At 64.0% G+C, this 22,207-nt stretch carries 23 protein-coding genes; 14 read left to right on the top strand and 9 right to left on the bottom strand.

Annotated elements, in window-relative coordinates; translation table 11 throughout:
• Nucleotides 1-24 precede the first annotated feature (24 nt).
• The 4 genes from K408_RS43415 (at nucleotide 25) to K408_RS0117655 (ending at nucleotide 1,954) form a co-directional block, all read left to right on the top strand.
• Entirely contained in the window at nucleotides 25-264 is a 240-nt protein-coding gene (locus K408_RS43415; protein WP_230646486.1) for a hypothetical protein, read from the top strand.
• A complete protein-coding gene (locus K408_RS42130; RefSeq protein ID WP_024339811.1) occupies nucleotides 261-458 on the top strand; it encodes a hypothetical protein in 198 nt (65 codons plus the stop codon). The genes K408_RS43415 and K408_RS42130 overlap by 4 nt, the downstream gene beginning before the upstream one ends.
• A gap of 2 nt (nucleotides 459-460) precedes the next feature.
• Nucleotides 461-1,225, top strand: a complete 765-nt coding sequence (locus tag K408_RS0117660) for a hypothetical protein (RefSeq protein ID WP_024339812.1) — start codon at nucleotides 461-463, stop codon at nucleotides 1,223-1,225.
• 330 nt (nucleotides 1,226-1,555) lie between these two features.
• Nucleotides 1,556-1,954, top strand: coding sequence for a response regulator (locus K408_RS0117655; RefSeq protein ID WP_024339813.1), 399 nt, complete (start codon nucleotides 1,556-1,558; stop codon nucleotides 1,952-1,954).
• A gap of 57 nt (nucleotides 1,955-2,011) precedes the next feature.
• Here K408_RS0117655 and arsC read toward each other — a convergent pair whose 3' ends face one another.
• Genes arsC through K408_RS0117635 form a run of 4 tightly spaced genes read right to left on the bottom strand, consistent with a single transcriptional unit; the run spans nucleotide 2,012 to nucleotide 4,414 of the window.
• Complete coding sequence (gene arsC / locus K408_RS0117650; protein WP_024339814.1) at nucleotides 2,012-2,413, bottom strand: arsenate reductase (glutaredoxin); 402 nt, start codon at nucleotides 2,411-2,413, stop codon at nucleotides 2,012-2,014.
• Nucleotides 2,414-2,473: 60 nt separating this feature from the next.
• On the bottom strand, nucleotides 2,474-3,529 hold the full coding sequence (arsB, locus tag K408_RS0117645; protein WP_024339815.1) for an ACR3 family arsenite efflux transporter: 1,056 nt from the start codon (nucleotides 3,527-3,529) through the stop codon (nucleotides 2,474-2,476).
• Nucleotides 3,530-3,531: 2 nt separating this feature from the next.
• Nucleotides 3,532-4,059 carry an arsenate reductase ArsC gene (locus tag K408_RS0117640; RefSeq protein WP_024339816.1) on the bottom strand — a complete coding sequence of 176 codons (528 nt, stop codon included), beginning with the start codon at nucleotides 4,057-4,059 and terminating at the stop codon, nucleotides 3,532-3,534.
• Nucleotides 4,052-4,414 carry an ArsR/SmtB family transcription factor gene (locus K408_RS0117635; protein WP_024339817.1) on the bottom strand — a complete coding sequence of 121 codons (363 nt, stop codon included), beginning with the start codon at nucleotides 4,412-4,414 and terminating at the stop codon, nucleotides 4,052-4,054. The genes K408_RS0117640 and K408_RS0117635 overlap by 8 nt, the downstream gene beginning before the upstream one ends.
• A gap of 124 nt (nucleotides 4,415-4,538) precedes the next feature.
• On the opposite strand from K408_RS0117635, the gene K408_RS0117630 reads away from it, so the two are divergent.
• From K408_RS0117630 to K408_RS38145, 10 genes are all read left to right on the top strand, one after another.
• Complete coding sequence (locus tag K408_RS0117630; protein WP_024339818.1) at nucleotides 4,539-4,856, top strand: ArsR/SmtB family transcription factor; 318 nt, start codon at nucleotides 4,539-4,541, stop codon at nucleotides 4,854-4,856.
• Nucleotides 4,857-4,904: 48 nt separating this feature from the next.
• Nucleotides 4,905-6,269: an NAD(P)-binding domain-containing protein gene (locus tag K408_RS0117625; RefSeq protein WP_024339819.1), complete on the top strand. Its 1,365-nt coding sequence runs from the start codon at nucleotides 4,905-4,907 to the stop codon at nucleotides 6,267-6,269.
• Nucleotides 6,266-7,465, top strand: coding sequence for an MFS transporter (locus K408_RS0117620; RefSeq protein WP_028145913.1), 1,200 nt, complete (start codon nucleotides 6,266-6,268; stop codon nucleotides 7,463-7,465). Before K408_RS0117625 ends, K408_RS0117620 begins: the two co-directional genes overlap by 4 nt.
• A 40-nt stretch (nucleotides 7,466-7,505) precedes the next feature.
• Complete coding sequence (locus K408_RS0117615) at nucleotides 7,506-7,964, top strand: hypothetical protein (protein ID WP_349509764.1); 459 nt, start codon at nucleotides 7,506-7,508, stop codon at nucleotides 7,962-7,964.
• Between the two features lie 101 nt (nucleotides 7,965-8,065).
• Nucleotides 8,066-8,458, top strand: a complete 393-nt coding sequence (locus tag K408_RS0117610; protein WP_024339822.1) for a FixH family protein — start codon at nucleotides 8,066-8,068, stop codon at nucleotides 8,456-8,458.
• 79 nt (nucleotides 8,459-8,537) lie between these two features.
• Nucleotides 8,538-9,956 (top strand): efflux RND transporter periplasmic adaptor subunit, encoded by a 1,419-nt coding sequence (locus tag K408_RS0117605; RefSeq protein WP_024339823.1) that lies wholly within the window; start codon nucleotides 8,538-8,540, stop codon nucleotides 9,954-9,956.
• A complete protein-coding gene (locus K408_RS0117600; RefSeq protein ID WP_024339824.1) occupies nucleotides 9,953-13,144 on the top strand; it encodes an efflux RND transporter permease subunit in 3,192 nt (1,063 codons plus the stop codon). Before K408_RS0117605 ends, K408_RS0117600 begins: the two co-directional genes overlap by 4 nt.
• A gap of 185 nt (nucleotides 13,145-13,329) precedes the next feature.
• The gene (locus K408_RS0117590) at nucleotides 13,330-13,941 is read left to right on the top strand and encodes a class I SAM-dependent methyltransferase (protein WP_024339825.1); all 612 of its coding nucleotides are present in this window, start codon (nucleotides 13,330-13,332) and stop codon (nucleotides 13,939-13,941) included.
• Nucleotides 13,942-14,236: 295 nt separating this feature from the next.
• Nucleotides 14,237-14,476 carry a DUF411 domain-containing protein gene (locus tag K408_RS44105; protein ID WP_349509763.1) on the top strand — a complete coding sequence of 80 codons (240 nt, stop codon included), beginning with the start codon at nucleotides 14,237-14,239 and terminating at the stop codon, nucleotides 14,474-14,476.
• A 72-nt stretch (nucleotides 14,477-14,548) separates the two neighbouring features.
• A complete protein-coding gene (locus tag K408_RS38145) occupies nucleotides 14,549-15,118 on the top strand; it encodes a hypothetical protein (RefSeq protein ID WP_051160675.1) in 570 nt (189 codons plus the stop codon).
• Nucleotides 15,119-15,180: 62 nt separating this feature from the next.
• Here K408_RS38145 and K408_RS0117575 read toward each other — a convergent pair whose 3' ends face one another.
• The 5 genes from K408_RS0117575 to K408_RS38135 form a co-directional block, all read right to left on the bottom strand.
• Nucleotides 15,181-15,588: a GFA family protein gene (locus K408_RS0117575; protein WP_024339827.1), complete on the bottom strand. Its 408-nt coding sequence runs from the start codon at nucleotides 15,586-15,588 to the stop codon at nucleotides 15,181-15,183.
• A gap of 188 nt (nucleotides 15,589-15,776) precedes the next feature.
• Entirely contained in the window at nucleotides 15,777-16,565 is a 789-nt protein-coding gene (locus K408_RS0117570; RefSeq protein ID WP_024339828.1) for a DUF4198 domain-containing protein, read from the bottom strand.
• Nucleotides 16,562-18,508 (bottom strand): TonB-dependent receptor, encoded by a 1,947-nt coding sequence (locus K408_RS38140; protein ID WP_162250089.1) that lies wholly within the window; start codon nucleotides 18,506-18,508, stop codon nucleotides 16,562-16,564. The genes K408_RS0117570 and K408_RS38140 overlap by 4 nt, the downstream gene beginning before the upstream one ends.
• A 746-nt stretch (nucleotides 18,509-19,254) precedes the next feature.
• Complete coding sequence (locus K408_RS0117560; RefSeq protein ID WP_024339830.1) at nucleotides 19,255-21,546, bottom strand: TonB-dependent receptor; 2,292 nt, start codon at nucleotides 21,544-21,546, stop codon at nucleotides 19,255-19,257.
• A gap of 194 nt (nucleotides 21,547-21,740) precedes the next feature.
• On the bottom strand, nucleotides 21,741-22,127 hold the full coding sequence (locus K408_RS38135; protein WP_024339831.1) for a DUF2946 family protein: 387 nt from the start codon (nucleotides 22,125-22,127) through the stop codon (nucleotides 21,741-21,743).
• Between the last annotated feature and the right edge of the window lie 80 nt (nucleotides 22,128-22,207).

The following is a 22,207-nucleotide window of genomic DNA, read 5'->3' as shown; positions in this document are numbered from 1 at the left end:
TCCGTCAGCTCACCGATGCAGCTGATGTTGAAGTTCGAGTCGTTCGGCGGGACCAAGATCGATCCGGAGTCCGTCAAGATGATCTTCCTCCGGACGCCGAACGTCGACCTGACCCCTCGGATCAAGCCCTTCGTGAAACCCGATGGCATCAACATGCAGGATGCAGAGCTGCCGCCAGGTGAATACGCGGTGCGGGTCGACATCAAGGACAGTGATGGCCGGCCGGGCACGACCGTCTTCACGCTGAAGGTCGCACCCAGGTGACATGTCCTTACTGCCTTTCCGAGAATATGGAGGGCGCGCTGGTTTGCGCGTCCTGCGGGCGCGACATCGCCGCTCCCGCCACACTGGTTGCGGAGCGCGATGATCTCCTGCGCAAGCGCGAGGAACTGCGCGACGAGCTGAAGCGGGCCAGGAGCGAGGTCGAGGCTTTCATGAGGCGGAGAAAGTCGCTCTAGCGATGGAATGTCCGTTCTGCGCCGAGACGATCAAGGACGAAGCCATCGCGTGCAAGCATTGCTCGCGGGATTTACGCGTCGTGCGACCGATGCTGCTCGAAATCGAAGAAATCGTTGCCGATCTGGACAAGCTCAGGCGGGACCTTGATCGGGTCAATGTCCGGCTCGAGCGCTACAACAATCCGCTGCGCTATTACGCAACGCATGCGGTGCTCTATGTCGGTATTCCATCGCTGCTGCTGGTGATCGCGCATGTGCTGGTGACCATCACGTTCAACGTGTCGCCGGTCCCGCTTCGGATTGCATCGATCGTCATACCGCTCCTGTTCGGTTTTCTCGCCTATCCGCTGCACCGGGTGTCCGCGCTGACGGCCCTCGTGCTGGCGTTCCTGGCCGCAAGTGTCAGTATCCTCGCGATGCTCACGGTGACAGGAGTGCACGATGGTGTTCCCATTCTCCCGACGGTCTGGATCGAGTGGCGGGAGGTGTTCGAATATGGTGCCAGCATCCTGCTTGCCTTCGTCTCAGGTAACATACTCAGCGTCGTGATCTTCCAGATCGCACCGCGTGTGCTGACCCAAGGCGGCAAGCCGAACGCGTTCGCCTTCCGCGTGGCGCGCCTGCTGGGGCAGCATGTCGGCGAAGAGCAACTGCGTCGCCGAGCCCGCCTGATTCAGGATCTCATGCAGACTCTGGGGCCGCTGGCCGGCGTTGCCGCGACCGGCGTCGGCTCGATCTATGCGGGGTTGAAGGGATTGCTCGGATAGGTCCGCATCCACGCGGCTCGCTCGCGGCGTTTGCCGCTATGGGCACCGCAAGTAAGGCTCGTAAAAAGAGGCCCCAGCTCGCGGGGGATATCGGGGGGCATTGAGCTGGGGCCATTCGGGGTGCCCTTGGGGAAGGGCATCGGGAAAACTTGGCAATCGCAGGATTGTTCCCGTCTCAAGCTCAAGTCGAGAGGTGTCCAGGCGGCGCAAGGTTATGGATGAGGGCCGGACGCCGCCGGTTCCTCTCCCGTTGCTGCAGATTCCGTTCTGCCGCCGGAACAAACCACGTTGTGTGCACTTTTAGACAGAGTAGCGGTAACGGGGAACGACATGGCGACGGAACTGCCATTAATTTTGGTGATAGAAGACGAGGATGCGATCCTGGCTGTTGTTGAAGACGCCCTTGCAGAGGGAGGCTTTCAGATCGCAACTGCGAAGACGGGCAAGGAAGCTATCGCGCTGCTGAAGGGTGGTCTCGTGCCCTACCGCGCTCTCGTAACCGACGTCAATTTGCTCGGTGATCGCGACGGCTGGGAAGTCGCGAGAGCCGCCCGTGAGATCGATCCTCACTTTCCCGTGGTTTACATGACCGGCGGCGCCGCCGACAAGTGGCCTGTACTCGGTGTGCCAAACAGCATTTTGCTTCAAAAGCCGTTCGCGCCGGCCCAGGTCGTCGCGGCTGTTTCCCAGCTCCTCAACGCGGGCTCGCAGCAGGCGGGTCCCGCCTGATTCCACGCTCCGTGTTCTGCGCGCCGATCGAGCGGCGCGAGGAGACGCGCTGGAAGCCTATCGCGCTTCGACCACTTCGCCGTCTTCCTTCACGAAGCGGCCGACGGGATCGTCCAGGAGATCAATCACGGCCTCCGACGGTCGGCACAAGCGCGTCCCCTTTGGCGTCACCACGATCGGACGGTTGATGAGAATGGGATGGGCGACCATCTGATCGATCAGCTCGTCATCGGTCCATTTGGGATCGTCGAGGCCAAGCTCGCGAAAGGGCGTGCCTTTCTCTCGCAGCAGCGCGCGAGGGGAGATCCCCATCGCCTGGATGAGCTCGACCAGCCTGTCGCGGGACGGCGGGGTCTTCAGATACTCGACGACGACAGGCTCGACACCGCTCTGCCGGATCATGGCCAAGGTGTTGCGTGAAGTGCCGCAAGCCGGGTTGTGATAGATCGTGACGCTCATCGACGTATCTCTCGGTAACTGGCAGACCGGCATGCCGCTCTGCCGCCGGCGAATGATGATTTATTGGTGGGCCTCGGCAGCCGCCGGGACTTTACCCGCTCCCGCTTCGTACCACCCCCGCGTAGCCTTGACGATGCGGACGACGGACAGCATCACCGGCACCTCGACAAGGACGCCAACCACGGTTGCCAGCGCCGCGCCGGACTCCAAACCGAACAGGCTGATCGCGGCGGCGACTGCCAGCTCGAAGAAGTTGCTGGCGCCGATGAGCGCCGCTGGGGCCGCCACGCACCAGGCCACGCCGAACCGCCGGCTCAGCCAATAGGCCAGGCCCGCATTGAGATAGACTTGCACGAGAATAGGGACGGCAAGGATCGCGATGACGCCGGGCTGCCTGACGATCTGCTCTCCCTGGAAGCCGAAGAGCAGGACCAGGGTCGCAAGGAGTGCGACAAGCGATAGTGGCTGCAGCATTCGCATGACGCGGTTGAAGCCATCGGGGCCTTCTCGCAGCAGCATCTTGCGCCACAGCTGAGCGACGACCACGGGAACCACGATGTAAAGCACGACGGACAGTAGCAGTGTGTCCCAGGGGACGCTGATCGAGGCGACTCCGAGCAGCAACCCCACCAGCGGCGCAAACAGGAAGACCATGATCACGTCGTTGAGTGCGACCTGGCTCAGCGTGTAGTGGGGCTCTCCCTCGCAAAGATTGGACCACACGAACACCATCGCGGTGCACGGTGCAGCCGCAAGCAGGATCAGGCCGGCGATGTAGGATGGGATCTGAGCGGACGGCAGCCACGGTGCGAAGAGGTGACCGATGAAGAAGGAGCCGAGCAGCGCCATCGAGAACGGCTTTACGGCCCAGTTGATGAAGAGGGTCACGCCGACGCCCCGCCAGTGCTCCCGGACCTGGCCCAGCGAGCCGAAGTCGATCTTCAGCAACATCGGCACGATCATGAGCCAGATCAGCATCGCGACCGGCAGGTTGACCTTGGCGACCTCGGCAGCCGCAACGGCGCCGAAGAAGCCGGGCATCACGTGGCCCAGCGCCACGCCGACCACGATGCAAAGCGCGACCCACAGCGTGAGGTATCGTTCGAAGATGCTCATCGCTAAGCCACGTCGCTCTTGCCGGAGGTCGCTCCCTCGGATCGGCCGATTTCCCGAAGCTTGGTCCCGAGGGAAAGCCGGTCAATGCCGCTGAGGGGCAGGTTCACGAAGGCGCCAATACGGTTCTTCAAGTAACGGAACGCGCGCGAGAAGGCCGCAAGTCTTTCGATCTCGGTGCCTTCGACGGCCGCAGGATCTTCGATGCCCCAATGCGCAGTCATCGGTTGGCCGGGCCAGACGGGACATGCTTCGCCGGCGGCGTTGTCGCAGACGGTAAAGACGAAATCCATCACCGGTGCGTCGGCGGCTGCGAATTCCAGCCAGCTCTTGGAGCGCATCCCGTCGATCGGGTAGTCCATGCTCTGCAGCGTGCGCAGCGCCAGCGGATGCACGGCGCCCTTCGGCGTGCTCCCTGCGGAGAAGGAGCGAAAGCGCCCGGCACCGTCCTTGCGAAGGATCGATTCTGCGAGCACGGAACGGGCTGAATTGCCCGTGCAAAGGAACAGCACGTTGTATACGCGATCAGGCACGGGCCTTCTCCTTTCGATTGGGAGCGCAGCACGATTGCAGGCTCTCGACGACGGGTTCGCAAACTTCCGGCCGTCCGCCGCAGCAATCGCGCAGCATGAAGAGCGCGATGTCACGAAATTCGCCGAGGTTGGCGCGATAGATGATCGAGCGGCTGTGCCGCTCGGAAGACACGAGGCGCGCGCGGCTCATAATCGACAGATGCGCCGAGAGCGTGTTTTGGGGGACTTCCAGCAGGCGCGCGAGGTCGCCGGCCGCAAGACCGTCAGGCTCGTGTCTGACCAGCGTCCGGAACGCCTCCAGACGTGTCGGTTGAGACAGCGCGGCGAGCGCCAGGACAGCTTGCTCCGTTTCCATATATCCAGATTTATGGATTTATGCGGGCGGCGTCAACCCGGAATCCGCATCTCGCGGCGCAATGTTTCGAATATTCTAGAAATATCGTTTGACAATCGGTCCGCACCGGCGCATCGTGTGGCTCATGAAGATCGACGACGCAGCAGCACGCCTGGAAGCCCTGGGAAATCGGACCCGCCTGCAGATCTATCGGGCGCTGGTTCGGGCCGGGCACGCGGGCATGCCGGTCGGCCGCTTGCAGGACAAGCTGAAGATCCCCGCATCGACGCTGTCGCACCACATCAAGGCGCTCGTCTTGGTCGGACTGGTCAGTCAGAGCAGGGAATCGACGACCCTGATCTGCCGCGCCAATTTCGACGCCGTGCGCGGGCTGGTCGACTTCCTGGTTGCGGAGTGCTGTGCCGAAGAAACCGGATGCAGGGATGCCCAGACGGCAGCCTGATTCATTTGGCTTCTTGTTCCATAATTCTAGAAGGATGGAGAGTTCGACATGGATAAGAAGACGGTAGCTATCATCGGAGCGGGCCCGGTCGGTCTCGCAGCCGCCGCGCATGTGCTCGAGCGCGGCATTTCCCCCATCGTGCTCGAAGCCGGGCCCGAGGCCGGGCATGCGGTGCGTCAATGGCAGCACGTCCAGCTCTTCTCGCCGTGGGAATACAACGTCGACAAGGCTTCGACGCGGCTGCTTGCGCCGACCGGATGGAACTCGCCGAACCCGAGCTCCTATCCGACCGGCGGCGAGCTGATCGAGCGCTATCTCGCGCCGCTCGCAACGCGAACGCCGCTGCGCGACACCATCCGGACCTCGAGCCGTGTCACGGCCATCAGCCGCGTCGGCTTCGACAAGGCGAAGACGAAGGGGCGGGAGCAAGCGCCTTTCGAAATCCGCTATCAGAACGGCAAGGGCCCTGAGGTGCTGCGCGCCGATGCCGTCATCGACGTCTCAGGTACGTGGTTCTCGCCCAATCCCGCCGGCAGCAACGGCTTGCCTGCGATCGGCGAATCCGAGTGCGGCGACCGCATCGCGTACGGCATGCCGGACGTGCGGGGCGCTGCGCGCGGCAGATATGCCGGCAAGACCGTTGCCGTGCTCGGCGCCGGCCATTCCGCGCTGGGCACGCTGATCGATCTCGCGCAGCTCGCCGAGGAGGTGCCCGGCACCAAGCCCGTTTGGCTGTTGCGCGGCGGCGATCCTGCCAAGGCCTTCGGCGGCGGCAGCAACGACAAGCTCGCCGCCCGCGGCGAACTTGGCTCCACCTTCGCCGCGCTCGTAGCTGCTGGAAAAATCAAGGTCGAGACCGGCTTCGGTGTCACCCACCTCTCGGACTTCGAGGGGCGTCTCAGGATTTCAGCAGGTGCCTGCTGCGGTGCGCGGAGTGTGGTTGCGGATGAGCTGGTGGTGTCGACCGGCTTCCGTCCCGATCTCTCGTTTCTATCCGAGCTGCGGCTGCGGCTCGATCCGGCAATCGAGGCGCCCGTCGCGCTCGCGCCGCTCATCGATCCCAATGAGCATAGCTGCGGAACGGTGCGGCCTCATGGTGCGCGGGAACTGACGCATGATGAGCCCGGCTTCTATCTCGCCGGCATGAAATCCTACGGCCGGGCGCCGACCTTCCTGATGATGACCGGATACGAGCAGGTCCGCTCGATCGTCGCCGACATCGCCGGCGACAAGGAGGCTGCGGCACGGGTCGAACTCGTGCTGCCGGAGACCGGCGTCTGCACGCGTGGCGACGTCGAGTCCGTCGGCGCAGCGGGATGCTGCGGCGGTCCTGCCAAAACCGAGCCTTCGGCCTGCTGCGCCGCCGACGAGTCGGCCAAGAAGGCAGGCGGCGCGGGATGCGGTTGCTCATGAGACGAGGCGCTGCGGGATCGCTCGCCGTCGTCATCGCGCTCGGTACCGCGCAGACCATCGCGTGGGCGTCGAGTTACTATCTCCCTGCGATCCTGGCCGCGCCGATTGCAAGCGATCTCGGCCTTGCGCCGACCTACGTGTTCGGCGCGCTGTCGGGAGCGCTCGTCATCTCCGGTCTGCTCGGCCCACGCGTCGGGCATTCCATCGATACGTTCGGAGGGCGCAGCCTGCTTGCGGTCTCGAACCTTGTCTTCGTCGCGGGTCTGCTCCTGTTGTCCGCGGCTTATGATGTGGCGGTGCTGATAGCAGCCTGGATCCTGCTGGGGATCGGCATGGGCATGGGCCTCTATGAAGCGGCGTTCGCGACGCTTGCGCGCATCTACGGCGCCAATGCGCGAGGAACGATCACCGGCATCACCCTGATCGCCGGTTTTGCCAGCACTCTCGGCTGGCCGCTCACGACATGGCTCGCTTCGGAGTACGGCTGGCGCGCGGCCTGCCAGGTATGGGCGGCGATCCATATTTGCGTTGCCTTGCCGCTCAATTGTTCGTTGCCCCGTGCCGTTCCATTGGCCGAGGACTCCCGATCGACCACGAGCGCGAGCCGACAGTCCAGCGGCCAGAGCGAGACCTTCGCAATGCTGCTGCTGGCATACATGTTTGCGGCCGCGAGCTTCGTGAGCTCGGGAGTCTCGGCCATTCTGCCGACCATGCTGGTTGCGTTCGGCGCGACGCCGGCACAGGCGTTGTTCGCAGGCGCCTTGGTCGGACCTGCGCAAGTCGGCGCCCGCCTGCTCGAAGCAGGATGGCTCAGCCGGTTTCATCCGCTGCTGTCGGCAAGGCTCGCGATGCTCATGAATCCGATCGGCGTGCTTGCGCTGGTCGCGGGCGGCCCTTGGCTCGCGCCGGCCTTCACGGTGCTGTATGGCGCGGGCAACGGCATCATCACCATTGCCCGTGGTACGCTGCCATTGGCGCTGTTCGGGCCGGTGGGATTCGGCCGGCGTGTCGGCGTGATCTCGCTGCCCTCCAGGGCAACAGGCGCTTTCGCGCCGCTTGCGCTGGGACTGCTGGTGGAGCATGTCGGCAGCAGCGCGCTCTGGATCAGCGCACTGGCCTCGGTCACCGCCTTGTTCGCGCTTCTGCTGCTTCGTGCGGATCAGAACGCCCAAGCGACGGCAGGCGAGCATTCGTAGCTTGCGCGATGGCATTCGTCGGAGCCTCGCTCACGAATGCTTGACCCGGATCAAAGAATGCTTTCGGCGGCGGATTATGCTAGAAGAACCTGCTGCGGTTCCAAGAAGTATCGAAAAGGTTAAGCACATCCTGATGCGGATCGTCCGTACCATCCTGGCATTCGCCATCGCCGTATCCTTGGCGATGCTGCCGGCTGGCGTGTCCGCTTCAAGCCTCGCCATATCGTCGGATCAGATGCATGCGACCATGCAGATGGGCGGCGGCGGCGATATGTCGGTGGACGATTGCTGTCCCGACATGAAAGGAACGGGTTCCGACACCGGCGGCTACATGTGCGGCATGGGCTTCTGCTGCGTCGGCAGCACCATCGCACTCGCAGACATCCACCCCCTGGCGCTTGCGTTACTTGCCATAGCGGCGGGGAAAACCGCCATTCCCGCCGACCAGGTCGTCTCCTTCCGCGGCGGCAGCCCTCCCTTCCGGCCTCCTCGAATCTGACCTCCCAAGCCAGCGACGCGTGCGGCACGCCTGCGCGCGACGATGACTGACGTGCGCGCTTCCAGCGTCACGGCGGAAGATCAATTCATGAGGACAGGACAATGCTCTCCAGATTCAGCACCGCGGCTCTTGCCGCCACCCTTTCGCTCGCCGCATCAGGTGCCATGGCCGGCGCGGGTGACTACGCTTTCGAGCCGGTCAATCCCGAGATGAAGAAGGGCGACGACGTCACGCTGGCCCTTCGCTTGACCAACAAGCGGACCGGCAAGCCGGTGCCGGACGCCGTCATTTTCCGAACGCGCGTGGACATGGCGCCCGACGGCATGGCCGAGATGGAGTCGGACGTCACGCCGCTGCCGTCAAACGAGCCGGGCATCTACGTCTTCAAGACGGATTTGTCGATGGCAGGCCGCTACCAGGTCACGCTTTCCGCGAAGGTGCAGGGCGAGCCCGACACCGTCAACGGCAAGGTCATCATCAAGGCCACCAAGTGAGCCTTCGGGCGTCGGACGACGCCCGAGCTTCTCTTCCTCATTCACATGGACGCGCGCCCGCGGCGCGCGGTATCTGGCGATGAACACGCAACGTCTTCTCACAGCACTCGCGCTCACCGGCAGCCTGGCCCTGGGCGCCTCCTTGTTCTTGATCGATGGACCTTGGTCCGTCCACGCCGAGGTCGCCTCGGCGACCGCAGACGGCGCTACTCCGCTCTATTACCGCGATCCGAGCGGTGCGCCGCTTTGGTCGGCCGGGCCCAGGAAGGACGAGGACGGGCGGGACTATCTGCCGGTCTACGACGACGATCAGGCTGCCCCGGCGGAGCCGAAGCCGCAACAGCCGGCAGGATCGCGCAAGATCCTTTACTACCGCAATCCCATGGGGTTGCCCGACACCTCGCCGGTGCCGAAGAAGGATCCGATGGGGATGAATTATGTCCCCGTTTACGAAGGCGACGATGTCGACGATGGGACGGTGAAGCTTTCGCCCGGCAAGATCCAGCGCAGCGGCGTGAAGTCCGAGGCCGTCGAGCGGCGGTCGATCCGGGTCCTGGTGAAGGCGCCCGGCACGATCCAGCTCGACGAACGCCGCGTCTCGGTGATCGCGATGCGCGCAGAAAGCTTCGTGCAGAAGGTCGCGGACGTCACCACCGGCACCCGCGTGAAGGCGGGCCAGCCCTTGATGGAAATCTACAGTTCTGCGGTCGCCTCTGCCGCCGCCGAATATCTCTCGACGATCAATTCCAAAACAACCGGCGGGGTCGAGGCCTACGGCCGCGGCTCGCGGCAACGGCTGGTCAATCTCGACGTTCCCGATCAGGTCATTGCCGGAATGGAGAGAACGCGCGTCGCGCCCGTCACCATCCAGTGGTCGGCGCCGCGCGACGGGGTCGTGCTTGAGCGCAACGCGATCGAAGGCATGCGCGCCAATCCCGGCGACGTGCTGTTCCGCATCGCCGATACCTCGCTGGTGTGGGCTCTGGTCGACGTTGCCGAGCGCGATCTCGGCAATATCGCGGTGGGGCAGTCCGTTGCGGTGCGCGCGCGGAGCTTTCCCGGCCGGGCATTCACCGGCAGGATCGCGGTGATCTATCCGCAGGTGAACCGCGAAACGCGGACGGTTCGCGTCCGGATCGAGCTCGCCAATCCCGACGCGGCGCTGCTGCCGGACATGTATGTCGATGCCGAGATCGACACGGCCGATACGACGCCGGTCCTGGCGATCGAGGACAGCTCGGTGCTCGACACCGGCACGCGCCAGGCCGTGCTCGTCGACAAGGGGAGCGGGCGTTTCGAGCCGCGCGAGGTGAAGCTCGGCCGGCGCGGCGGCGGCTACATCGAGGTGCGGGACGGACTTGCCGACGGCGAGGCCGTCGTCACCTCCGCCAACTTCCTGATCGATGCGGAAAGCAATCTGAAGGCCGCGCTCAAGGGCTTTGCCGAGGCTGCTCCTCAAGCTTCCGACGCGGGCCATGCGACCGGAGAGCACAAATGATCGCCCGTATCATCGCCTGGTCGGCGCGCAACCTGCTGCTGGTGCTGTTCGGCACCGGCTTTGCGGCCGCGGCCGGCCTCTATGCGCTGGTTCACTTGCCGCTGGATGCGATCCCGGATCTCTCGGACACGCAGGTGATCGTCTACACCGAATATCCCGGCCAGGCGCCGCAGGTGATCGAGGACCAGGTCACCTATCCCTTGACGACGGCGATGCTGACCGTGCCGAAATCGAAGGTGGTGCGCGGCTTCTCCTTCTTCGGCGTGTCGTTCGTCTATGTGATCTTCGAAGACGGCACGGACATCTACTGGGCGCGCTCGCGCGTCATGGAATTCCTGAACGGCGCGGCGTCGCGGCTTCCGGCCGGCGTCACTCCGACCATCGGACCGGATGCGACCGGCGTCGGCTGGGTCTATCAATACGCCGTCCTGTCGAAGGAACTGAATCTGGCGGACACGCGCACGATCCAGGACTGGAATCTGAAGTTCGCGCTGGCAAAGGCCGAAGGCGTCGCCGAGGTCGCCAGCATCGGCGGCTTCGTCAAGCAATACAACGTGGTGCTCGATCCGCAGCGGATGCGCGATCGCGGCATCAGCATGCAGAAGATCCGGGAGGCGATCCGCGCCAGCAATTCCGATGTCGGCGGGCGCACGGTCGAGCTGTCGGAGTTCGAATACGTCATTCGCGGCAAGGGCTACGTCAGGAGCATCAACGATCTCGGCAACATCGTCCTGAAGACGAGCAATGGCACGCCGGTGCTGCTGCGGGACGTCGCCAATGTCGAGCTTGGTCCCGACGAGCGGCGCGGCATCGCCGAACTGAACGGCGAGGGCGAGGTCGCAAGCGGCATCGTGCTGCAGCGCTTCGGCGTCAACGCCCTCGACGTCATCGAAAACGTCAAGAAGCGCTTCAAGGAGATCGCGAGCAGCCTGCCGAAGTCGGTCGAGATCGTCCCGGTCTACGATCGCTCCAACCTGATCTACGCGGCCATCGATACCCTCAAGCACACGCTGGTCGAGGAAAGCATCGTTGTCGCGCTGGTCTGCATCGTGTTCCTGCTCCATGTCCGCAGTGCGCTGGTCGCGATCCTGATGCTGCCGGTCGGCGTGCTGATGGCGTTCGGCGCCATGAAGCTGCTGGGCCTGGGATCGAACATCATGAGCCTCGGGGGCATCGCGATTGCGATCGGTGCCATGGTCGATGCCGCGATCGTCATGATCGAGAACGCGCACAAGCACCTCGAACGCGCCGGGCCAGGTCAGTCGCGCGTTCAGACTTTGATCGATGCGGCGTCCGAGGTCGGCCCGGCTCTGTTCTTCAGCCTGCTGATCATCACCGTCTCCTTCATGCCGATCTTCACGCTGGAATCGCAGGAAGGGCGGCTGTTCAGCCCGCTGGCCTTCACGAAAACCTTCGCGATGGCCGCGGCGGCGCTGCTGTCCGTCACTCTGGTGCCGGCGCTGATGGTGATCTTCGTCCGCGGCAGGATCGTGCCGGAGCACAGGAATCCCATCAATCGATTCCTGATCTGGATCTACCGTCCGGTCATCAAGGGCGTGCTGCGCGCCAAGACGCCGGTGATCCTGGCATCGCTCGTCGTGCTCGCCGTCACGATATGGCCGGCGCGGCAGCTCGGCACCGAGTTCATGCCGACGCTGGACGAGGGCACGCTGCTCTACATGCCGACGACGCTGCCCGGCATCTCGGTCACCAAGGCCGCCGAGCTGATGCAGACGCAGGACCGCATCATCAAGTCGTTTCCGGAGGTCGCGTCCGTCTACGGCAAGGCGGGTCGGGCGGCGACCGCGACCGATCCGGCGCCGACCGAGATGTTCGAGACCGTCGTGAACCTGAAGCCGAAGGAGCAGTGGCGCCCCGGCGTCACTGTCGACAGCCTCATCGCGGAGATGGACAAGGCGCTGCAGTTTCCGGGCGTCTCCAACGCCTGGACCATGCCGATCAAGGCGCGCATCGACATGCTGTCCACCGGCATCCGCACGCCTGTCGGCGTCAAGGTCATGGGAACCGATCTCGTCGAAATCGACCGGCTGGCGCGGCAGGTCGAACAGGTGATCAAGACCGTCCCCGGAACGTCCTCGGCCTATGCCGAGCGCGGCATCGGCGGGTACTATCTCGAGATCGTCCCGGACCGCGAGGCGCTCGCCCGCTATGGCATCCTGATCCAGGACGTTCAGGACACCATCGCGGCCGCGCTCGGCGGTCAGACGGTGACGACGACAGTGGAGGGCCGGCAGCGCTTCACGGTGAACATGCGCTATCCGCGCGATCTGCGCGACAATCCGAAGGCCATCGCCAGCGACATCCTGGTGCCGATGCCGGCCGGTGGCGCGGTGCCGCTCGGCGAGGTCGCGAAGGTCGAGCCGGCGCGGGGGCCGACGTCGATCCGGACCGAGAACGGCCAGCTCGCGACCTATGTCTACGTCGACATCCGCGATCGCGACATCGGCAGCTACGTTAAAGACGCGCAGGCTGCCGTGAGCGACAGCATCCAGTTTCCTGCCGGCACCTATGTCGTCTGGAGCGGTCAGTACGAGTATCTGCAGCGCGCGGCAGCGCGCCTGAAGATCGTGGTCCCGGTCACGCTGACGATCATCTTCCTGCTGCTGTACCTGAACTTCAGGGCCATGACCGAGACGCTCATCGTCATGCTGTCGCTGCCCTTCGCGCTGGTCGGCGGCATCTGGATGATGTGGTGGCTCGGATTCAACCTGTCGGTCGCCGTCGCCGTCGGATTCATTGCGCTCGCCGGTGTCGCCGCCGAAACTGGCGTCGTGATGCTGATGTACCTCGAGCACGCGCTGACCGAGCTGAAGGCCAGGCGCAGCGCCGAGGGGAGCGTCTTCACCCGGCGGGATCTCAACGAGGCCATCATGGTGGGCGCCGTCGAGCGTGTCCGTCCCAAGATGATGACCGTGGTTGCCATCATGGCGGGCCTGCTGCCGATCATGTGGAGCACCGGAACCGGGTCGGAGATCATGCAGCGGATCGCAGTGCCGATGATTGGTGGCATGATCTCTTCGACGCTGCTCACGCTGATCGTGATCCCGGCGATCTTCGGGCTGGTGAAAGGCTTCGGCTTGCCTCCCAGGGCCGAGGACAGCGGACAACCGACCGAAATGTCAAAGTCGATTGGTCCGGGATTGCGGCTGCTGGAGCCTGCCGAATGAGGCGAGCCATGGCGCACGACATCATGTCGGCGATGTTCGGGATCATGGAATTGATCGCCACATCGGTCGTTTTCGTTCCAATATTGGGGCGGCGCCGGCAAGATGGGCGATCGTGCGGAGGGGATCTTTGCCGCACCTGAACAGATCAGCAAGACCATTGAGCGGCGATGCCAGGAGATGCGCGCATGGGCTTCTACAACGACTTCATTCTTCCACGGCTTTGCGACCTTGCGATGCGCAACGAAGAGCTTGCGCCCTATCGGCAACGCGCGACCCGTGCGGCTCACGGCCGGGTACTCGAGATCGGCATCGGGTCCGGCCGCAACCTGCCGTTCTACGGAGCTACTGTGACGCAGCTCGTGGGGCTTGAACCCGCTGCAAAGCTTCTCGAGATGGCGCGAGCCGCTCCACAGCCGGAAACTCCAGTCGATCTCGTTGAAGCTTCGGCCGAGGCAATTCCGATCGACGACCGCAGCATCGATACGGTTCTGACGACCTGGACCATGTGCAGCATTCCGAACGTCGATCGCGCGATGACAGAGGCGCGGCGCGTGCTGAAACCGGGAGGGAAGCTGGTCTTCGTCGAGCATGGCCGCGCGCCCGAACCGCGCGTGCGCTGGTGGCAGGATCGACTGACCCCCGCATGGATGCGCATCTCCGGCGGTTGTCATCTCAATCGGGACATTGCCGACGTCTTGACCCGGAACGGCTTTCGCATCGACGAGATGCGCACCGGGTACATGAATGGGCTGAAGCCAATGACGTTTATGTACGAGGGCCAGGCGGGCCCTCGTTGATGCCCGCGACCCTCCGACCTTGCGGTCCAACGATGAGAGAAAGGAAGTCTAAGATGAAGGAACGCGCACATGTGATGACCCGCCGGTCGTTCGCAGGGCTGATGGCGGCGGCATTCCTTGCCGGGCCTGCCGACGCGGCGCAGGCCGACGAAACTGTCGTCAGGGTCCATAAGGATCCGAACTGCGGCTGCTGCGATGGCTGGGTGCGGCATCTCCGCGATAGAGGATTCACCGTCCAGGTGGAGGAGACCGCCGACCTCGACGCGATTGGAGCCGTCTCGGTATCCCCCCGGACTTGGCCGCGTGTCACACAGCGGAGGTCGCCGGTTATGTCGTCGAGGGGCATGTGCCGGCGACGGCCGTACGGCGCCTCCTGTTGGAGCGTCCCAATGCGCGGGGCATCGCCGTGCCGGGCATGCCGATCGGATCGCCCGGGATGGAAGGCGGCAGGCCGCAGCGTTACGAGGTCGTGCTGTTTGGTGCCGAGGGGCAAAGGCCATACATGCGCTTTGTCGGCTCGCAGGCGATCGATTGAGCCTTGATGGCGGAGCACGGCGCGACGAGATTGGGATGAATTGCCATCGCGATCTGGGTTATTGTTCGAAGCATGATCGTGGTTGATGTCCCGCAACATGGGTGGAAAGTCATGAAGCTTCTCGTTTTGATCATCGCTTTGCTCGTGCCGGCCGCCGTTTCGGCACAGACATCGTATGCCGGCATGCAGTCCCGGCACATCAAGGCGCTCTCGGAGCAGCAGATTGATGATCTGCAGGCGGGACGCGGCATGGGGCTGGCGCTGGCGGCCGAGCTCAACGGATATCCCGGGCCCTCCCACGTGCTTGAGCTCGCAGACAAGCTCGGGTTGAATCAGGAGCAGCGGAGCAAGGTCCAGGAGATGTTCTCCGAGATGAAGGCCGAGACCACGCCCATCGGTAGTAAATTGATCGAGAAGGAAGCGGACCTGGATCGGCAATTCGCCAGCCGCACGATCACCGCCGAGACTCTGGCTCTTGCCATCGCGGCCATCGCGACGACGCAGGGCGAGCTGCGGCAAGCCCATCTCAAATACCACCTGCGCACTGCGGTGCTTCTCGACCAGGCGCAACTGGCAAGATACGCCGAGCTGCGCGGGTACACGTCCAGCGACGCTGCGCGACGGCACCACCACCATCGCTGAGCTGACGCACGACTTGAGGGTTGCCGGTCTCTGGATGAAAGAGCCGGATGTTCCTTCCGCCGCTAAGGCTGTGGAGGATAGCGGTCGAACGCCGGCAATTCGTGCGCATGCTCCATCCAGCGAAGACGCTCGGCGACCTGGATCTGCATCGTCGCCGGCACGGCTTCGGGATCGTCGTAGGTCGCGCTCTGGACGTCGATGATCCCCGGCAGCATGCTGGCATTGAAGTAGAACAGGCCGGTGCCGCAGTCGCCGCAGAACTGCCGTCGGCCGTGTTCCGAGGAGTGGTAGACCTTCGGTTCGCCCTTGATCACCTTGACGGCATTGTCCGGGTACATCGTCCAGCCGACGACCGGGGCGCCGGCGTGGAGCCGGCAATCGCGGCAGTGGCACAGCGCATGCACAATCGCGTCGCCCTCGACTTCGTAGCGGATTGCGCCGCAGTGACAGCCGCCGGTGATGGTGCTCATGCGTTCCTCCGATTCAGACGATTTCTTGAACCGATAGCCATCGAGACGCGTGGCTTCAACAGCGCAGGCGATCTGAGGTTGCGTCCTACTGTCGCGTGACAGCTGCTGCCACGCGCGCTGATCCGAGCTCGGCTCCGGAGGAGGTCAGCGGCCGGTTCAGCGGCAGAGCGACAAAGTCACGACTGCGATCAGCGCTGCTTGGCGGCCGTGCTGAACCACAATGTCGCATTGTAGAGGTCGGCCCTTGCCTGATCGGGCGTGACTGACGGCGCCGCACGGTGATCGATCACCAGCAGATGGGGACCCGGCTTGACGATGGTGACAGCCGCCACGCCTTCCGCGTCCGTCTTGAATTTTGGAATGTCCTTCTCCGCAGCCGCGGTCTTGCCGTCGCCACGTTCGACCTCCGCTCCGGCGAGAGGCTTGCCGCGAAACAGCACCTTGACCTTGAGCGCCTCACCAGGCCTCGCCTTGGCTGGATCGGTGAGTGGCACGAGCTCGAGGTCGTGTCCAAGCACCTCCTGCCAGGGTGCGTCAGCCCCCGTGATCGCTTTTGCAAACTTGCCGGACCAGAAGCTCTCGGCGGCGTCAGGCACGAGCCGCCGGGTTGCGTTGCGATAGAGGCCGTCTGTCGTCCTGACCCAGAAACCGTTGTCGTAACGCGCCGCGAGCAGCGTATGCCCGGCATCGTCGAACGGTTTCGTTCGTGCGATCTGGATGCCCTTGTCGGATGCGATCGCAAGCCCGTCGAGCAGCGAGCTGCGGCCTTTCGGCGTGATCATGAAGAGGTCCACGACCTTGTCCGCGAAAGCGGGCGGGCGGTCGTCCGGATGACCGTAATTGACGATGGCGCAACGTGCGCTGGCTGGCCCCGAGAACGTGAGCCAGACATCATGTGCCGAGGCGGATGCTGTCGATCCGAGAACAAGCCCGGTTGCGAGCAGCGTGTGCGCGAGACGAGGGAAGGTACGGCTCATTTGGTCACCAGCCTTGGAGTTGCCCCCGCTATTACGGTCGGGAAACGATACGAAACGCCCGCAAGCACGGCGATTGTCGGCTGCGCGCTGACGAAGATGTCGGATGTCCTTGCGTCGACTGGATCGCCAAAATTGATGGCGATTTCGCTGAGGCGATCGCCGGGATACCAGGTCGCCTGCGTGAACGCGGTCCACCCCTCGGGCCAGGAATAGGCGAGCTTGCCGGTCACGCGGGAGTAGGGTGAGGTGGTGATGAGACCGTCCTGCGTGAGGTTCTTCTTGCCGACGAAGGTCACATAGACCGAGCCGGACAGGACTTGCGCATTGACCGTCGCGACGTTGAAATCAACGCCGACATTGGCGACGTAGCTCGGCACGTTCGGGACGAAGTAGGAGGGCGCAGCGTCGACGAGGCGAGCCGAGACGCCGCCATAGTTGGCGAACAACGAGACGTTGTTGACGGGATCCTTGATCACGAACCAGCGGGCATCGACGTCGTATCCGTTGCGCCGGGCTTTGCCCAGGAACGTCACGGGCAGACCGGGCGCCGCCTGGAACGCTTCGTTGGCCGAGTCCGTCGTCCAATAGCTCGCCAGCAGCCTGAAGCGATCGAACGTGAACTGGACGCCGCCCTCGCGGCTGACGATCCTGAATGGCTGAATGCCGGGATTGCCGATCAGCTCTGCGGGTACGTCGATGCTGCGGAAACCCTCGCCGTAATTGGCGAACAGCTCCAGCCATTTGAACGGCGCGATGGCGACGCCGGCCTTTGGGCTTGCAATGCCGTTCGAATGATTCGGCGTGCCGCCAGGCGTGGTGCGGTCGTTGATGTCGTAGTAGTACTGGTCGTAACGCCCACCGGCCGTGAACTTGAGCCAGGGCAACGGCTTGACCTGGACCTGACCGAAGCCGGCGATGTTCGTCTCGGTCAACCCGACATTGACCGCGGCCGGGCCGGACACGGCGCGGGCGAGGGTCGGCGCCTGGAACGCCTCGATGAAGTCGGTGCGCCAATTGCTGCCGAGCAGGACCTGCACGGGGATGTCGTCGCCGATGGCTCCGCTCCAGGTCTTGCTGACGCGGCCGCCAACCATCGTGCGATCCTCGTGCTGCACGCGCTGGCCGCCGCCGAAATCCGCGAACCGGTTCGAGAATTGGTGGCTGACGAACAGGGTGCCTTTCAGCTCCTGGTCCTGTGCACCGGAGCTGTAATTGGTGACGAGGTTTTCGAGCTGCTTGTTGCCGCCGTCGGTCGGATTGGTCGCCGAGCGTTCGGAGATCGTTCCTGCGGCAATGGCGTCGCGACTGGCATAGCCCGGCGAGCCGTATTCGGTGCCGTAGGCCTGCGCACGGAACGACACGGTGGCGCCGTCCGGAAGCGTCGTCGTGACCTTGTTGAACGAGTTGTAGCGATTGATGAAGCTGTTATCGCGGTAGCCGTCGGTGTGATAGCCCTCGAACGCGAGATAGGGCAGCCACGCGCCCTGCGTCGTGCTGTAGGTCGCGACGCCCCGGGCCGTGCCTTGCGTGCCTCCGGAGATGCCGAGGCTCGCAAAGAGTTCGGCCTGCTTGGTCGTGATGTTGACCGAGCCGCCCATATTGGAGTCGCCGTACTCGACCGAAAACGGCCCGCGCACGATCTCGATGCTCTTGACCGTCTCCGGAAACAGCACGTTGAGGTCGGCATAGTTCGGCGTATGCAGCGAGGAAACCTCGTTGAGCGGGACGCCGTCGATGTAATAGGCGATGTCGCGGCCGTGTTCGGATTCGGTATAGCCGCGCAGCGAAAGCCCGTAGCCGATTCCGCCCTGGCCATAGTTGGACACATTGAAGCCTGGCAGCGAGCGGAACAGGTCGCCATAGGTTGCAACCGCCAGCCGGCTGATCGCCGGTGCGTCCATCACCGTTACGGCCGCCGGCAGCGCGGTCACCGCGCTCGACACGTCGCCCCGTCCCGGCGTCGCACCAGCGGAGAAGCCCGTGCCCGCTTGCTGCGGCGATGCGCGCTGCGTGACGGGCGATCGCTGCGCCTGACGCGCGGCGTTTGTCCTTGCCGAGAGCTCTGGGCGCCGCACGCGTCTGAGCGCCGTCTCGGGCGCCGCGACAGTGACCGGCGGCAACGCCCCCGCCGCAGATCCGCCAGGTCCCGTCTGCGCGTGAACTGGATTTGCGGCAGAAGCGCCTGATAACGCCATGCCGGCCAGAACCACGCGCCAGGAAATTCTACGCAACTTGCCCCCCGCTACCGCACCGACGGCCGATCGACGGCCTCACGCGGTATGATGTTTGGTGTAAGTCGTCATACATGAGTATGACGACTTGAGTCGATCATCATACTCGCATGAGCAAGTTGCGGGCCAATCGCAGCGGCGCGGATGACTGCGGCGGGGAAAGTTGACCGGATTCAGAGTGTTGCGCGTTTGGAGGTCGCTCCTGCGCAGCGCATCGCGCCCCACCGTAGCCGTGTCCGTGAAAAGCCGCTGTCCACCCCTGGAAACCGCCGGTGACCCCGTGTCTGCAGAAGTCCGCGCTGCTCCAGATTCCCGATCAGTCGGCGCAGTCGGCAGCGGAAGTGACGGCGCATTGGCTGTTTCCGCGACTGGACGGTGGCTTCACGCAACGGACGTTCGACGGCCCCGGCCCGCCACGCGGCGACTTCGAGTCTATCGCCGCGTGGCATCTGGTCCGGTCAGAAGTTGACGCTGAGCCGCGCGTTGAACGAGCGGCCTGGTCCCTTCACGTTGTAGCCGTAGGCGGCCGAGGACCCCATCATCGAGTCGACCTTGTAGTCGACCAGGTCGGCGCCACCCAATGGCAGGTGGTAATTCTGGTTGAACAGATTATCGATGCCGAGGTCGAGTCGGACGTGCTGCCACTGGTAACCCGTACGCAAATTGAGCAGCGCATACGCCGGTGTCGTGAGCTCATTGTGAACCTGGCTGACCTGATCCTTCGAGCCGACGAGTTGCAGTTCGATGCTATTGGTCCAGCCGCCAAGGAGATGGTCGAGCGCGAATTTTGCGTTGATCGGCATCATGTGATAGAGGTCAACGCCATCGGTTCGTTGACCTCGAACATAGCCGATCAGGCCGCGCACCTGCCCCTGACCATAGATTGGATTGTCCCATACGGTCAGCCGCCCCTCGACATTGATGCCATAGAGCGTCGCGTCGTGATTGGCGAACTGCAGGTATACAAAGCCGGTGTTCGCCGTCAGGTTCGCGGGATTGCTCGCGAGGCAGCTCGCAGTCGAGCAGCGATCGACATCGATGTAATCGTGCACATAGCTGGCATAGGGCGTGAGCTTCACGCCCCAGACCCGTTGCGCAGGATCGTGCCAGCCCGCAGTGAAGCTGACGGTGTGAGCTTTCTCAGGCTTGAGGTCCAGATTCCCGACATAGCCGTTGCCGTCGCCGAACCAGCCGATCATCTTCATCGCCATCGCATTGGTGGACCAGGCGTAGCGTTCGTAGAGATTGGGCGAGCGCGTCTTGCGGGCGAAGCCGAATTCGTATTGGCTGATGTCGTTCGGCTCGTAGCGGAGGAGGGCGGAGCCGTCGACATGAACGTCGGCGCGGGCACGGTCGAGCGCGTTGAAGGCAGCCGCATCCGCGCCGTAGCTCATCGCATTGTAGCCCTGCACGTTGCCGGTGTTCATCCACACGACGTCGTTGCGCAAACCGAGGATCGATGTCCACTGCCGATCCCAGTGGCGTTCCCACTCGACGAACGTGCCGAGGCGATCGCGCGTGCCGCCGTTGATGTTGATGAACGCGTTCGGGCTCATCATCATCGATCCGGCCACGGGGCTCCACCAATCGTCGAGCCGGTTGACGGCCAGCTCGTTGCCGATGCGAAGCAGGTCATGACCGGAGAGGGCCACTGTCGCCTTCATCGAATAGCCGGCGTCGAGAGCCTTCGTGTCCATCGGCATCTCGCCGATCTTGTCGGGCGCAATGAATCCCATGGTGTGCCGGATCTGGTGCACGAAGGCGCTGGCTTCGAACTTGCCCCAGTCGAACACGCCCTCGTAACGGCCGTTTGCATAGAGGCCGCGGTTATAGACCATGTCCATGTACTGGTTGACATAGCCCTGGTACGGAATGAACTGACCGCCAATCTGGAAAGCAAAGAGATTGCCGAGCGCCTGCTTCGAGATGCTGATGGCATGGTTCTGCGTCTCGTAGAGCGTTGACTTGACCGTCGTTCCGTCGCCGGCCTTGTAGTTGCCCGAGCGGACCCAGCCACCCGTGTAGGTGACGCTCGTGTCGTGGTTGGCCAGGGTTGCAGTTGCATCGACGCCATAGGCGTTGCCGTTGCTGCGGAAGAAGCTCGAAAGCCGGGTGCTGGCAACCCAGCCGGCCTGTGCCGGCGTGAAAGCCGGCGGCGCAGTGGTGACGTCGATACGGCTGCCGATATAGTCGCCTCCGACCGATACAGGTCCGACGCCGAGATAGGCCCGCATCTTCGCAATCATCGCCGGATTGACGAACGACAGGGGCGGATTCATTTCGTTCGGACAGGCGGGGCTGATCAGCATCGAGTTGATCGCGACCTGCAGCCGGTCGGCCCCAAATCCGTTGATGGCGGGCAGGCTCGAGACGCCGCCGGCACCCCATGCCGCACCGCCGGGCAGGGCAGTGACGAGAGAGGCGGAGTCGCTCGACGAAAGGCCGCGATCGAAACCCGCCCTCGGCGGCAGGCTGGCGGATGCGGGCACTGAACTCGGACTCTGATCTGGCGCAGAGATGTCGCCGCTTTGTGCTGCCGCGGGTGGGGCGGCCGCGACGACGCCGCGCGGCTTTCGTTTGCGTTGTTGCGGAGAATTGACCGTCACGGGTGGCAGCCGCTCCGCCGATTGCGCGGAGGCCGTTGTGACGAAAGGCGGAAGCAGCGAAGTCGCACAAGGCAGGGCAGGTGAGATGAGCGCCGTCGTCGCGGCCAGGATGGACCGGCGCAGGCTGGTTGATGTGTTGGACATGAGCGTTTCTATGTGAGGCCAGCGATCACGCCGGCGCATGACGGAAGCGGGGCGCGCGCTGGCGGCCCTGCCGATGATGTCGGAAATGAGCGATGGCCAAGCCCGCTCGAGCTCTGCGCGCACGTCCCGCCGCTGGGGCAGGCATGCGGATCAGAGCCGGGAGCGCGAATATTCGCGCCCGCCTGAGGGCAACATCAGGTCAGTGCGGGTGGTCCACGCGACAAATGGTCGAAAGATCGCGCATAGGCGACGATCCGCTGCCGAAACCAATAGGCAGCACTTGCCGTGAGCGGAATGCGATCGGTCAACGTGGGTTGAGGCGGCGGCAGAGCGCCGGATACGTGGTGTCCCACGCAGAGCGGGCAGTGTACGTTCGTCTTCTTGCCGTGCTTGTCCGCATCATCGGTCCGAGCGGCATCTCCGTTGTCGCCGCTGATGCAGAGCTCTTGAGCCGCCGCGCCGGCCAGAGGGGAGATGCTTGCGACCAGCATGCCGGACAGGATGACATTCAAGACCAACGCATAGGCTGCAACAATAGCAGTGCCCCGGCCGATCCGTCGCTTGTAAGCGAACCCCGTCATTCACCTGCCCCCCGCGCACAGGTATCACAGCGGAAGACCGAGTCAAACGCGCAGAGGCCGGATCGGGCCCAGCATCTCGT

This window comes from Bradyrhizobium sp. in8p8 (assembly GCF_000426845.1).
Lineage (GTDB): Bacteria > Pseudomonadota > Alphaproteobacteria > Rhizobiales > Xanthobacteraceae > Bradyrhizobium > Bradyrhizobium japonicum_C.
Note: the sequence above shows the minus strand (reverse complement) of the source record. Positions and strands in the feature narration are given on the sequence as shown.